This is a genomic window from Companilactobacillus sp. y65-5 (assembly GCF_057541095.1).
In genome coordinates this window covers 524,243-538,784 of the sequence record NZ_BAAJOA010000001.1, presented here as the reverse complement: position 1 = coordinate 538,784, position 14,542 = coordinate 524,243, and the positions used below count along the sequence as shown (strand labels likewise).

Genomic DNA, 14,542 nt, shown 5'->3' with positions numbered 1-14,542 from the left:
ACTTTGAAATAACAATAAGGGGATTATAGAAATGGATGATGGTAATTCGACCAAGAAGACCATAACTTTATTTGGATTGATCATGATGATCTTCTCGGCGATTTTCGGATTCGCTAATACAACTGTTGCTTATGAGCAGATGGGATTAGCAAGTATTATTTGGTATGTATTCGCGGCAGTATTTTTCTTCCTACCTGCAGGATTTATGATGGCCGAATACGGTTCCGCCTTTAACGAAGCAAAAGGTGGTATTTATTCTTGGATTGAAGGAGCCGTGGGACCAAAGATTGCCTTCACAGGTACATTCATTTGGCTGGCTTCTTGGGAAGTATGGTTAGTTTCTACATCTACTAAGGTGTGGATCCCACTAGCTACAGCCTTTGCAGGTCATGATACTACACAATCTTGGGGTATCATGGGATTAAGCGCGACACAAGTTATTGGTGTTTTAGGATTATTTTGGATTATATTTGTTACAGCGTTCTCTAGTATGGGAATGGACAAGATCTCAAAAGTTTCATCATTCGGTGGAATCATGACTATTGCTTTGAACGGAATTTTCTTCCTTCTAAGTTTGATCTTATTATTTACGACTGGATTCCATACAGCTGAACCTATTACTGGTATGGAAACATTTATTCATTCAGCCAACCCAGCCTTTGCTTCACCAATTGGTATGGTTTCATTCGTTGTTTATGCAATCTTTGCATACGGTGGTATGGAATCTATGGGTGCTGTTACTGATAGTATGAAGAACCCTAAGCGTGACTTTCCACGTGGTATCTTGATCTCAGCTATCGTTATTGCGATTATGTACTCACTCACGATCTTAATGTGGGGTATCAGTACAAACTGGAATCAAATACTAGGTAAGTCAAATGTTAACTTAGGTAATATCACATATGTTATGATGAGCAACTTAGGTTATCAATTCGCTGTAAGTATCGGTTGGGGTCATGCGGCCGCAATCACGACTGGCCAATGGCTAGCCAGATTCACTGGTTTTGATATGTTTGTGCTCTACATGGGAGCATTCTTCGTTCTAACATATTCACCATTGAAATCATTTATTATGGGTACACCAAAAGATTTCTGGCCTGAAAAAGTTACGAAATTGAATAAACACGGAATGCCAGCTAATGCAATGTGGATTCAAGCTGCAGTAGTTGGTGCAATGATTATTCTTATTGCTTTTGGTGGTAGAAATGCCAAAGAGTTATACAATGTTTTGACATTGATGGCTAATGTTTCTACAACGATCCCATATCTATTCTTAGTTGGTGCGTATCCTTTCTTCAGTATCAATGATGATATTGAGAAGCCATACGTCTTCTACAAGAATAGAAAGGCTATGTGGACAGTCTCCATTGTTGTATTCGTGGTTCTTGCCCTAGCAGTTATCTTTACGCTAGTACAACCAATCATTGAGCATGCATATATGGACGCCTTCTGGACTATCATCGGACCAGTTGTATTCGGTGTAATAGCAATTGTTATGTTCAATAGATATGAGCGTAAGCAAAGAGCTAAGCAAGCCGAAGACAGTGATTCAGATGTTAAAATAAATTAAAATTTAATATTTTAATAGGAGCTATGACAAATTAAGTTATGTCATGGCTCCTTTTTGTGTATTCTTAATATGATAAGAATCAGTATTGGGGGGAAGTATTATGAATTATAACTTGATGGCAATAAGATATTTTGTGGACGTCGTTCAAACTCAAGGCTTTAGTTCAGCCAGCAAAAGAAATTTCGTCTCTGAAACAGCAATCAGCAAGGCGATCAGCAAGTTAGAAAAAGAATTAGGACATCGGCTCTTAAATCGTTCAAATCGCTCCCTAGGGCATGTAACAACGACTGAATACGGTCAGACATTTTATGAACAAGCTATTATCACACTGAATGATTATAAGGATCTGTGGAATTTACCTAAGTTTTCCAAGAAAATACTCAAAGTCCATTTTTTGCAAAGCTTTGAAGATGATACTTCGTTATTAGTTGATAAATTAGGAGATAGTTATCAATATCAGTTCGATGAGGAGACGTTTAGTGACTGTATTCCACGATTGATCTATGGAAACTATGACCTTTTGATTGGTTATGAATTGGCTTTTAATAATAATGCCAAATTAACTATTTTTCCATTACGTACGATTAGCTTTGATATTTTGATGAACAAGCAAGAATTAGCCCGGTATGACAATGACGTCAAAAAAATGACGGCAAATAGTACTTTATATTTACAAAACTGGCAATCTACTGGTACGCCCGATATACAAACGGCCATGCTTAAAAATTACATGGCGGATGGGAGCTCATATAACAAAGTAGAATTGATCAATAGTTTTGAATCATCAGCGATTCAAGTTAATTACGGTGGTGGTTTTTCATTAGTCCCTGAACGTTTTGTCGTACCTGTAACTTGCAAGAATATTGTTCGTATCACTCCTGATCAGTTAAAGGATAAATTCAAAATCGTGGCGGTGTTGGTCAAAGGTCAACATGAAGATCTTGCCCAAAAGTTAAGACACTAATAACTTCAGGTTATAGCCTACATCTAAACTGTGTTAGCGATTTCATAAATATAACCATATAATGAGATTGTAAGTTAATTCACAAACTAATGGAGGCTAGGAATCATGAAGGAGCTAAATACAAGTGTGACGATCATCGGTTCAGGTTCAGCAGGGATTTCTGCAGCAATGACTTTACTTGAGAAAAAAATTCCTTTCGTGATGTTAGAGAAAGGTGACAAACTCGGTGGCGCCGGTAGATTTGGAGCTCACGGTGTTTTTGCCATTGATTCTAAGCAACAAAAAGCACAGGGAATCAAGTATGATTACAAAACGGCTTTTGAGGATATGACTAAGTACAATCATTATTTTGTTAACGGAGAATTATTATCACATTTCCTACATGTATCAGGTGAGATGATCTCGTGGCTGGACAGCATAGGACTACCGACAGTTCTCGAAGCCAGTGAACAAAAACTTCATGCGGATGATCCAAAAGTTTATCACAAGTTCGATTCAATGGATGGAAAATTCGCAGCTTGGGATGAAATGGCTCAAAAGATCGAAGCAGGTGGAAATAAAATTCTCCGTGAAACGGCAGCTCAAGATTTAGATTATAGCGATAATCACTTGAATGCAGTTTTGGCGGAGACTAAAGATGGAGAAGATATCCGTATCAACTGTCAGTATGTAGTCATCGGAGATGGTGGTTATCCGGGCAACCCAGAGATGATGCGTGAAAAATACAGTGATGCAGATAACCTGCTCAACTTAGGTGAACGTAAGGCAACTGGTGTCGGTATTCAGATGGCAAAGAAACTAGGCGCTGATACTGAACATACCCCAGTTTTATTTGCCCATGCCTGTTCGCCAAGTGCACAGATTAATCCCATGAAACGTGATAGCAGTGTAGAGACACTGACTAACTTGCCACTATTTTGGGTGGCACAAGATGGCAAGAGATTCGTCAATGAGTACATCGTGTATGATTTTGCATTGTGGGCTAATGCAGCACACAACGTCGGTGGCAAATACTTTGTATTACTAGATCAAAAGACACTCGACCATTTTAAGAATGAAAAAGTCGAATGGGAAGATACTTTTGAGCGCCAATTCACTGATCCGGGTGAAGTCGCAAAGACGAGCGTTGGACCACTACCAAATATCCAGAGTGACTTTGATGAGGCCATCGAAACAGGTGAAGTTACTAAAGCAGATTCAATTGAAGGACTAGCAGGAAAATTAAATATTCCATTGAGTAATCTGCAAGTAACTATCAAAAAATACAATCAAGCAGTTGATCAGCAACGCGATGATATTTTTGTCAAAGATCCAGAATTCTTAAAGTTTGGTTTGGATGATAACGGACCATATTATGCTATCGAAGAACACGTGGCAATTCTAGGTACTCAAGATGGTGTCAATGTTAATAGCGATTGTGAGCCAGTACGTGCGGATGGAACTGCCATCGAAGGATTGTATGTTGTCGGCAATAACGCTAACGGATTGTATTCTGATTCATATCCGATTTTCGAAGGCGTTGCGAATGGTTTTGCTTTTGCATCAGGTAGAATTTCAGGCTTAGAAATAGCTGATAAATTAACAAAATAATAAATCAAAAAGGAGATTTTTGTTATGTTAAATCAAAAAGTTGCTGTTGTAACGGGTGCTGCGTCAGGAATCGGAAATGCAATTGCTAAGAAGTTTGCTCAAGAAGGTGCCGATGTCGCACTATTGGATTACAACGAAAAAATTACTGATATCGCTAAGGAATTCGATGATGAATTCGACGGTAAGATGATAGGTGTGACAGTTGATATTTCTAAGAATGATCAAGTAGAAGATGCCATTAAAACAGTTATCGACCAGCTAGGTAAAATCGACTATGCCGTAAATAATGCCGGTAAAGGTGAACTAGCACCATTTGCTGACTTAACTGACCAGAATTTTGACGATACGATCAATATCGACTTGCGTGGAACATTTTATTGCATGCGTGCTGAATTGAAGTATTTCCTTGAGAGTGGAAGTGGTTCGATCGTCAACACTGGTGCGCTAGGTAGTCTACAAGCTGCACCAGGCATGGGTGCTTATTTAGCAGCCAAGTCAGGTATTCTAGGGATGACTAAAGCCGCAGCTATGGATTATGCAACGAATAATATCCGTGTCAATGCGATTGCTCCGGGATTGACTTTGACTAATATGACTAAGCACGACTTGGAGAGTGACCCTGAAATCAAGCGTAACCTGATGGGGATCATTCCCATGAAACGTTATGCGGAACCATCAGAAATGGCTGACGTTGCGGTATTCCTAGCATCAAGCGCAACCTTCATGACTGGTCAAGTTATCGCAATTGACGGTGGTGTGACCGCAGGTGCCAATTAGAAAGGTGGGACATGGTTATGAAAGATCATTATGATGTCGTAATTGTTGGTGGCGGACTATCAGGAACCACCGCCGCAGTTGAAGCTATTCAAAATCACTTGAGTACTTTGATTGTCGAAAAAGGCCGTACTTGGGGTGGCAACGGGAATTATGTCGAAGGAGCTTTTGGTGTTGATTCCAATATGCAAAAGCAAAATGATATTAAATTAAATAAAGCAGAAATCTTAAAAGATGAACTTCAGTATTCACACTATGAGGCTGATGCCAGACATCTGCACAATTTTATTGATCAGAGTGGTTCAACGATAGATTGGCTTGAAAGTTTGGGAGTTAAGTTTAGTAAAGTTGGACCACAGGGTGATAGTTGGGCCACGATTCATACCTTTGAAGGTGGCGGCGGACAAGCTATTCATCAGTTGTTTGAAATCATTCAAAAAAGTGAGGCGGATATTCAGACATCTACCAGAGTAACTGAATTAAAAATGGGTGATGATGGTCATATTTGTGGAGTAAAAGTAGTCAATGAGCAAAACGGCCAGACTTGTATGATCAAAACCAATTCTGTAATTTTGGCAACTGGTGGATATGTTGATAACGATGAACTCGTTAAACAAAAGACGCCTTATGCTGACAGGTTGTTCCGTGTAAGCTCTGGTAAGAGTACAGGTGATGGATTGCTGATGGCTTGGGATATTGGTGCTGAAAAATATCAAATGGGCACGATCCAGTATGGTGGTGGTGCATTGAAGGATAGGACGAGACCAGCGTTTGCTCACTTCACCTCGCAAGTAGGTATGGCAGCGACACAAGAAGCACTGCTATGGATCAATGAACAAGGTAATCGCTTCGTCAATGAAGATATTGTTGATAATATGTGTCATGCAGGTAATGCATTGTTGAACCAGAGCCGAGTATTTTCCATTTTAGGTAGCAATAATATTAAACATTTGATGGAGCAGGGATTGTATAAGGAACTAGGTAATTCCCCAGTTTCACCAGATAAGTTGGATAATTTACAGGCTGAATTGGATGAGTTTATTGATCAACACGTATCATTTGTGACTAAAGCAGATACAGTCGCTGATTTAGCAGATCAATTAGGATTAGTTAACTTGCCAACAACCATTTCAAATTATAATGAGATGGTGGAAGCTGGCGAAGATGAAGAATTCTTCAAGGCTGATAAGTATATGACCTCAGTTGATGGAGCACCGTACTATGCCATAGAATTGGGTGTCGGAGCTTCTTGTGGCGTTGGTGGGTTAAGAGTTGATGATGATAATCAAGTCCTGAACGCCAAAGGATTTGGCATTCCTGGATTGTATGCAGCAGGCAATGATGCTGCCGGGATGATCGAGGGAGAGACATACTCTGTCAGTGTTCCCGGAAGTACAGCTGGCTATGCAGTATTCTCGGCTAAAAATGCTGTGGATACTATCGTACGAAGTTTAGTCGATGCATAAGGACGAAAAAAAGGTCTGAGAATTTTTATTCTCAGACCTTTTCCTATTTAACAGGATGTTTATCAGTAAGTTCTTTAGTACGTGCATCTAGTTCTTTTAGCTTGTCAGCATCGTCATGATACTTGATAGCTTCAACTATGATATGAGCTACTTCGATACAATCATCTTCGTCAAAGCCACGTGAAGTAATAGCAGGAGTTCCTAAACGAAGTCCTGATGTGTACTTAGGTGGCAATGGGTCATTAGGGATTGCTTCTTTATTGGAAGTAATATGGATGGTGTCAAGTAAGTCTTGAACTTCCATACCATTCATATCTGTTCCTGTTAGAACAACATTTAATAGGTGGTTGTCAGTGCCACCAGTTAGAACAGACAGGTCTTCTGAGTCGTTGATAACTTTTGCCATTGCGGCTGCATTTTTAACGACTTGTGTCATGTAATCCTTGAATTGTGGTTGTAGATCCTCACCGAATGCTACGGCCTTAGCTGCAATAACGTGTTCTAGTGGACCACCTTGTGTGCCGGGGAAGATAGCAGAATTGATTTTTTTACCTAATTCAGCTTTAGCAAAAATCATTCCACCACGAGGACCTCTGAGTGTCTTGTGCGTAGTAGTAGTTACGATATCAGCGACACCGATTGGAGTAGGGTGTAATCCCACCGCAACTAAGCCGGCGATATGAGCCATATCTACCATCAATAGTGCGTCTACTGATTCGGCGATTTCTTTGAATTTTTTGAAATCAATAATTCTACTGTAAGCTGATGCACCAGCAACGATTAATTTTGGTTTAACTTCTTCAGCAATTTTTTGTACTTCATCGTAATCAATGAAACCATCATCATTTACACCATATGAATGGAAGTTGTACATTTTTCCTGAGAAGTTGACTTTTGATCCGTGTGTCAAATGTCCACCAGCATTGAGATCCATTCCAAGAACAGAGTCGCCTGGTTTCAAAACAGCTTGATATGCGGCAGCGTTAGCTTGTGAACCTGAATGTGGTTGAACATTGACATATTCAGCGTTAAATAATTTTTTGGCACGTTCGATTGCTAATGTTTCGATTTGATCAATGTATTCACAACCACCATAGTAACGATGGCCAGGATAGCCTTCAGCATATTTGTTGGTTAGGACAGATCCTTGGGCTTTTCTAACATTATCAGAAACAATATTCTCAGAAGCAATCAACTCAATGTTGCGATTTTGACGATCTTCTTCCTTGCTAATTAAATCAAAAACTTCTTTGTCTCCTGAACTATATAACATTCAAATCAGCTCCTTAATTATTATTAACTACACTGGTACCATCAGAATAATTGATCGTGACGCCGGTTTCTATGTTAAAAATATAAACATTAAATGAAACTTGATTATCGGGGTTGCCTTGACTATCTAGTGATTCAGCCATCATCTGAACTCCACGAGCAACTAGTTCGTCACCACGATAAATCGGCTTGACACGATATCTAATGAAATTATTCGGATTTTGTTTCAAGTAATAAGCTATGTCGTTCTCGTGCTTCAACATTTCTGGCGAATTAAGTGACCGCGTACCCGTCATCAAATTCTTAGGATTGTTATTCTGTCCGGTTAGTTGGTAACCAATCAAATGAGATCGATTGTACAACCAGCCGTTTTTGAGTTTCTTATTGTGCCATCCAGTCGGATTGACATATAAGGGTTCACGTTTGGCCGTTGGCATCAAACTCTTGTTCAGTAGAGCATCAGCTTGAATCGCGCGATTGAGATTATCTAGATTGGCAAAACTTTGCCAAGCACCATTAGCTATATTCAGATCAGCTTGAGTAAAAGTTGGTTTATTGTCAGTAACTTCTATCTCTTGCTGATTCGCATAGTCTTCATAATTCAAATCAGCTAATTTAGTATAAGAACTAGTCTTGGTCTTTTCTACTTGTCGTGGATTATCTCCGACGCCAGTATTACCTTGATAACTCTCGTAGACTCCTGATCCTCCAACAACGACTAACAATAATCCTAACGAAACTAATCGACGGTGTATGCGACGCTTTGGCTTCGTCATAAATGTTGTGAATAATACAATGACCCCGACAAGGATCAACAATAACATGTACATAAAAATTTCCCCTCAACTCAAAGATTTATTCAAATCTTCAAGTGTAATTTTATCATATATCTTAGTAATTTCTTATCCGTAACCTCAACCTATTAGTAAATAAATGATTTGAATAAAAAAGATTCAATCAGATTAGATTGAATCTTACATAAAAGTCTTTTTTAAGGCCTCAATACGATCATCCAATGGGGGATGAGTATCGAATAAACTTGAAAAATGCTTTTTCTTTTTCTTCGGATCATCAATATACAATGCCGAACTGGCATCGTCTACTTTTTTCATTGGTTTGGTGCTTTCTTTTAGTTTTTCAAGTGCATTGATCAATCCTTGTGGATTACGAGTTAGTTCAGCACCGGATACATCAGCTAAGTATTCACGATTTCGTGAGACAGCTAATTGAACTAAGCTAGCAATAAAGGGACCGATCACCATAAAAACTATACCCACTAGCCACAATGCGGCTCTGACCGCTATCCAGCCGCCGTTGGAGTTCCTATCGTCATCTCCAAATGGAAGCACCAATCGATAAGCATTACCGATCAAGTAACTCAAGAAGACGATAGCTGATGATAGAGCGAGTGAGATTGTCGAAACACGAATATCGTAGTTCTTAACATGAGATATTTCGTGTGCGAGTACACCTTCCAGTTCTTCTCGATTCATCATTTCATACAATCCGCTAGTGACGGCAACCGCCGCGTGCTGGGGATCGCGTCCAGTAGCAAACGCATTAGGGCTGTCATCTTGGATGATGTAAATATCAGGTAAAGGTATGTTAGCTACCATTGATAGGTCTTCCACTATATGCCACAATTCAGGTGCTTGTTCTGCCGATTGCAATTTTTTGGCACCGTTCATCTGCATAACGATGCTAGTTGATTGAAAATAGGTAATTAATGCATATACTAGGGCTACAAGAAGGGCAATAATAATTCCACCCCAGATGTTACCGATAAAGAATTCACCAATGAAGCCACCAATACCAGCGAGAATAATGAAGAAAAATGTAAAGATAAAATATGTTTTACGTTTGTTTCTGTCAATTTGCTGGTAAATCATAATTTAACTCCCTAGAATTTAACTTTAGGGGCTTCTTTTTCTGCTTCAGGAATTTGTAAGAAGTCCATTTCTTTAAATCCGTGAATTTTTGCAACGAAATTTCTTGGGAAAGTTTCAAGGGCAGTGTCGTAGGCTTGAACTTGACTGTTGTAAGCTTGACGAGCATATGCCACTTTGTTTTCTGTGTTTGATAGTTCTTCCATCAACTTACCAAACTCTTGGTTAGCCTTTAAGTCTGGATAGTTTTCAGATAAAGCAAAGATTTGTCTCAAAGCGCCAGTCAATTGATTATCAGCGTCAACTTTTTCTTGAAGTGAATCCGCATTAGCAACGCTATTTCTCAATTCAACTACCTTAGACAAAGTTTCCCTTTCGTGCGTAGCATAACCCTTAACGGTTTCTACCAAGTTGGGAATCAAGTCAGTACGACGTTTTAATTGAACATCAATTTGTGAACTGAATTCGAGGGCACGGTTACGATATTTAACTAGCCCATTATACATAGCTGCGTATGCAATAATGAGTAGGACTAAAATAATTACAATAATTATTGTTGTGGTCATGAATTTCTCCTTTGGTATTTGTTAAGAGTAATTTTAACATATCTATAGATGATAGCCTATATTTCAATCCTATATACAAGTTGGATAATTAGGCTCACGCATTATTTGAAATCCTATAAATAATTTATAATTTACGTAAAAGAAAATTAATTTATAAAAGTTTTTTATGAGGTATAACTATGGAAAATAAAATTAGAGTCGGAATAATCTCGTTGATTTGTCTTATATTATTAATCCCTAATTTACCTCTAACTATAATCAGTGCTAATGATACTACTAGTGCAAATGCTTCTACAAAATCTACCAGTGACCAAATTTCATTTAATAATAAAGTCGACACTTTACTCTCACAAAAAGATTTTTCAGGAACCATTTTGGTCGTCAAAGGTGGGAACGTAGTCTATCAAACTAGTAGAGGATATGCTGATTATTCTGAGAAGCGATACAATACTGAACACACTTCTTACGAGATAGATTCAGTTCAAAAGGCTCTAACGGCTGCTCTGATAATGAAACAAGTTGAGAAGGGGAAATTAAAATTAACTGATAAATTGTCAAAATTTTATCCAGAAATCCCCAATAGTAGAGAAATAACTATTCGTCAAATGTTGGACATGACGTCAGGCTTGATAATGTCGAATCAAATCGGTCCTGCTTCAGTGATGTCAGACGATAATATCTTAAAAAACGATATTAATAAATTACATTTTTCTAGTTTGTACTACAATAGATGGTTTTATTCACCTATCAATTACAATTTGTTGAGTGGGATTTTGGAGCAAGTGACTGGCAAGTCTTATCGTTATTTATTTACCAAAGCGTATATTAACAAGTTAAATTTGAAACATACTATTTTTGCATATGATGAATCAGCGCAGATCGAAAAGGCTGCCGGCTACAGCAATGTCGACCCATTATCACCGAGGGCAAACTATAAAAGAGCATTCAAAACTAATAGCTACTATACATATGATGAGCTAGGCACGGGCCAAGTATATATGAGCGCAATGGACTTGTATAAGGCTGAACATTATATCGTTGCTGGTAATATGCTTACAGACGAATCCAAGAGGGTATTGTTCAAGTCTGGAAGTGGCAGTTCTTATGGTGGTGGTTTTTATAATCACACTGACAACAAATTCGCCAACGGTTGGGGTTATGGCTTTCAAACTGTTATTCATATTTCAGATAACGGCGACGACGCAGTGGTTGTATTAGAGAACTATCAGAGATTAGCTGCAGACATCAAGCCAACGGCAATGCAAATTTTTAATATGTTAAATAATGATTAGCTATTTAATTTGGAAACGTGTATTATTAATAGAGCAGGTAGCCTACCTGCTTAAGGGTCGTCTCATACATTCCAAAGATTTTCTATGAGACGACTTCGAAACTCCCTATCACGGATTGATAGGGAGTTTTTTTTGTCCCATTTGGTAATTAGGTGTAACTTATTACTAAGGAGGTTTTGTTAATGTATAAATTAAATGATGGTCAAATGATTCCTGAAATTGGTTTTGGAACTTATAAACTCAATGGTAATAAAGGTGCTCAAAGTATCGTTTCAGCGATAAATAATGGATATCGCATGCTGGATACAGCATACAACTATGAGAATGAGGGTACCGTGGGACATGCAATTGCCAGTACATCGATTCCACGTACAGAATTAACTGTTACTTCTAAATTACCAGGACGTTATTATCATTACGACGATGCAATTGAACGAATCCAAGAATCACTGTATCGTTCCCATTTAGATTATTTTGATATTTATTTGTTACACTGGCCTAATCCTAAACGTGACATGTACGTCGAAGCATGGAGTGCTTTGATAGATGCACAAAAGTTTGGTTTGGTAAAATCAATAGGTGTATGTAACTTCCTACCAGAACACCTAGATCGACTACAAAAAGAAACTGGGATCGTTCCAGCGGTAAATCAAATTGAGTTACATCCATATTTTAATCAACAAGAAATGCGTGATTATGATACTGAGCACGACATCTTAACAATGGACTGGAGTCCACTGGGACGTGCAAGCGCAGTATTGAATGATCCTAACTTGGTTGAATTAGCTAAGAAATACAATAAGTCAGTTGGTCAATTGATTTTGAGATGGGAACATCAACTCGATACATTGCCAATTCCAAAGTCAGCACATTCAGCAAGACAAATACAAAATATCGATATTTTTGATTTTGATATTTCTGATCAAGATATGAAACGAATCAACGGACTTACAAAAGTCGATGGAAGAAATAAAGATCAAGATCCAGCAGTTTATGAAGAATTTTAATTAACCGATAGGTCTGGGATAAATTCCTAGGCTTATTTTTTATGTCAATAACGGCGATTAAATTGCTCGATATTAGTAACTTACTTTGTTAGAGCTAATACATACACTAAATTACATGTCAAAAACTATTAAATAATAATTCAAAAATAGAAACAGAATTTTCATATATTCTTATTGTAGTTTTAAGGTAATGGAACTATATTGTAGGTGTAAGTATACACGATACGTGTTAATCATAATTCGAGAGGTGGTTCTTATGTATAGAAGTAACGGTAATTATGAAGCATTCGCACATCCAATGAAGCCAGAAGGAGTTGACGACAAGTCAGCATACATTATTGGTTCTGGATTAGCTGGTTTAGCTGCAGCTACGTTCCTTGTACGTGACGGCCAAATGAAAGGTGACAAGATTCATGTCCTTGAAGAATTAGGACTTCCCGGTGGAAGTATGGATGGAATTTGGGATGAACAAAAAGGCTACATCATCCGTGGTGGTAGAGAAATGGAACCTCATTTTGAAACACTGTGGGATCTGTTCAGATCGATTCCATCATTGGAAAATCCTGATGTTTCGATCTTGGATGAGTTTTACTGGTTGAATAAGAAAGATCCAAGTTATTCAAAGGGTAGAGCCATTCAAAATCAAGGTAAGGATATTGATACACCTGATAAATTGACCATGACACCAAAAGCAATTGAAGAATTATTACATTTAGTTTTAACACCTGAAAAAGATTTAGATGACAAGAGGATCGATGAAGTATTCACAGATGAATTCTTCAAGTCAAACTTCTGGCTATACTGGTCAACGATGTTTGCTTTCGAGCCTTGGGCAAGTGCTATGGAGATGAGACGTTACTTGATGAGATTCGTTCATCATATTGACTCATTACCTAATTTGTCATCATTGAGATTCTCCAAGTACAATCAGTATGAATCATTGATCTTGCCTATTGTTAAGTTCCTAGAGGGTAAAGGTGTAGACTTCGTCTACAATACTCATGTTGAAAATATCGAAGTTGATACTGCTAACAAAGAAAAAGTCGCAAAGAAGATCGTTATGACGACTGACGGCAAAGATGCTTCAGTTGATTTGACTGATAATGATTTGGTATTTGTAACTAATGGTTCCATCACTGAAAGTACGACCTATGGTGATCAGACGCACCCAGCACCAATGGAGCATGAGCTTGGTGATAGTTGGAAACTATGGGAGAATCTTGCTAAACAAGATCCAGCCTTTGGACATCCAGACAAGTTCTGTAAGAATATTCCAGATGCTAATTGGGTAATTTCAGGTACGATCACATTAACAGATGATGAGGCAGTTCCGTACATTGAAAAGATCAGTAAAAAAGATCCTCACAGTGGCTCTATCGTAAGTAGTGGTCCTGTAAGTATCAAAGATTCAAACTGGTTGTACGGATATTCCATTAGTCGTCAACCACACTTTAAGGCACAAAAACCTAATGAATTGATTGTATGGGTATACGGATTATTTTCAGACAAACCTGGTAACTTCATTAATAAGAAGATTACTGAATGTACAGGTGAAGAACTCTGTGAAGAGTGGCTCTATCATATCGGTGTTCCTACTGATAAGATCAAGGATATCGCTGAAAATCATGCAAGCACTATCCCAACACATATGCCATATATCACTTCATATTTCATGCCTAGAAAAGTTGGAGACCGTCCACTAGTAGTTCCAGAAGGTTCAAAGAATTTGGCATTTATTGGTAACTTCTCTGAAACAGAACGTGATACAGTCTTCACAACTGAATATTCAGTTCGTACTGCTATGGAAGCCGTATATACGTTACTAGATGTTGACCGTGGTGTTCCTGAAGTATTCGCTTCAGCCTTCGATACGCGTGTATTGATGAGAGCTGTTTACTACTTGAACGATCAACAAGGGTTGGACAGCATCAAACTTCCGTTCAAGGAGCGTATGGCTGAGAAAAAAGTTCTCGAGAAGATTCACGGAACTTATATCGAAGAATTAATGAAAGAAGCAAAACTTCTTTAAAATTACAATTGAATTCAAATTAAATTTAGTCGAAGCAATCTCATTTGAGGTTGCTTTTTTGTATATTTTAGGCAAAAAACTAATAGATTTTATCTGAAGAATATTAAAATATAACTGTCAAAAAGA

Annotated in this window: 12 protein-coding genes; 8 read left to right on the top strand and 4 right to left on the bottom strand. The window is 38.1% G+C overall.

All coding sequences use genetic code 11. From position 1 onward, the window contains the following. The first annotated feature begins 31 nt into the window (after positions 1-31). From yjeM to vprA, 5 genes are all read left to right on the top strand, one after another. A complete protein-coding gene (yjeM, locus tag AC27FM_RS02790) occupies positions 32-1,570 on the top strand; it encodes a glutamate/gamma-aminobutyrate family transporter YjeM (RefSeq protein ID WP_487085807.1) in 1,539 nt (512 codons plus the stop codon). Positions 1,571-1,670: 100 nt separating this feature from the next. Further along, positions 1,671-2,534 carry a LysR family transcriptional regulator gene (locus AC27FM_RS02785; protein WP_487085806.1) on the top strand — a complete coding sequence of 288 codons (864 nt, stop codon included), beginning with the start codon at positions 1,671-1,673 and terminating at the stop codon, positions 2,532-2,534. Positions 2,535-2,639: 105 nt separating this feature from the next. Further along, the gene (locus tag AC27FM_RS02780) at positions 2,640-4,124 is read left to right on the top strand and encodes an FAD-dependent oxidoreductase (protein WP_487085805.1); all 1,485 of its coding nucleotides are present in this window, start codon (positions 2,640-2,642) and stop codon (positions 4,122-4,124) included. A 24-nt stretch (positions 4,125-4,148) separates the two neighbouring features. Next, positions 4,149-4,901 carry an SDR family NAD(P)-dependent oxidoreductase gene (locus tag AC27FM_RS02775; protein WP_487085804.1) on the top strand — a complete coding sequence of 251 codons (753 nt, stop codon included), beginning with the start codon at positions 4,149-4,151 and terminating at the stop codon, positions 4,899-4,901. Between the two features lie 17 nt (positions 4,902-4,918). Further along, positions 4,919-6,364 (top strand): vinyl phenol reductase, encoded by a 1,446-nt coding sequence (gene vprA / locus AC27FM_RS02770; protein ID WP_487085803.1) that lies wholly within the window; start codon positions 4,919-4,921, stop codon positions 6,362-6,364. Between the two features lie 43 nt (positions 6,365-6,407). Here the strand turns inward: vprA and glyA are convergent, their stop codons facing one another. From glyA to AC27FM_RS02750, 4 genes are all read right to left on the bottom strand, one after another. Beyond that, the gene (glyA, locus tag AC27FM_RS02765; RefSeq protein WP_487085802.1) at positions 6,408-7,637 is read right to left on the bottom strand and encodes a serine hydroxymethyltransferase; all 1,230 of its coding nucleotides are present in this window, start codon (positions 7,635-7,637) and stop codon (positions 6,408-6,410) included. Positions 7,638-7,650: 13 nt separating this feature from the next. Then, positions 7,651-8,466, bottom strand: a complete 816-nt coding sequence (locus AC27FM_RS02760) for a DNA/RNA non-specific endonuclease (RefSeq protein ID WP_487085801.1) — start codon at positions 8,464-8,466, stop codon at positions 7,651-7,653. Positions 8,467-8,610: 144 nt separating this feature from the next. Continuing rightward, positions 8,611-9,525, bottom strand: a complete 915-nt coding sequence (htpX, locus tag AC27FM_RS02755) for a zinc metalloprotease HtpX (protein WP_487085800.1) — start codon at positions 9,523-9,525, stop codon at positions 8,611-8,613. Positions 9,526-9,536: 11 nt separating this feature from the next. Beyond that, positions 9,537-10,088, bottom strand: a complete 552-nt coding sequence (locus AC27FM_RS02750; RefSeq protein WP_487085799.1) for a LemA family protein — start codon at positions 10,086-10,088, stop codon at positions 9,537-9,539. A gap of 179 nt (positions 10,089-10,267) precedes the next feature. Between AC27FM_RS02750 and AC27FM_RS02745 the strand changes: the two genes are divergently transcribed. From AC27FM_RS02745 to AC27FM_RS02735, 3 genes are all read left to right on the top strand, one after another. Then, positions 10,268-11,380 (top strand): serine hydrolase domain-containing protein, encoded by a 1,113-nt coding sequence (locus AC27FM_RS02745; protein WP_487085798.1) that lies wholly within the window; start codon positions 10,268-10,270, stop codon positions 11,378-11,380. Between the two features lie 182 nt (positions 11,381-11,562). After that, positions 11,563-12,387: an aldo/keto reductase gene (locus AC27FM_RS02740; RefSeq protein WP_487085797.1), complete on the top strand. Its 825-nt coding sequence runs from the start codon at positions 11,563-11,565 to the stop codon at positions 12,385-12,387. Positions 12,388-12,643: 256 nt separating this feature from the next. Further along, positions 12,644-14,416, top strand: a complete 1,773-nt coding sequence (locus AC27FM_RS02735) for an oleate hydratase (RefSeq protein ID WP_487085796.1) — start codon at positions 12,644-12,646, stop codon at positions 14,414-14,416. Positions 14,417-14,542: the final 126 nt, after the last annotated feature.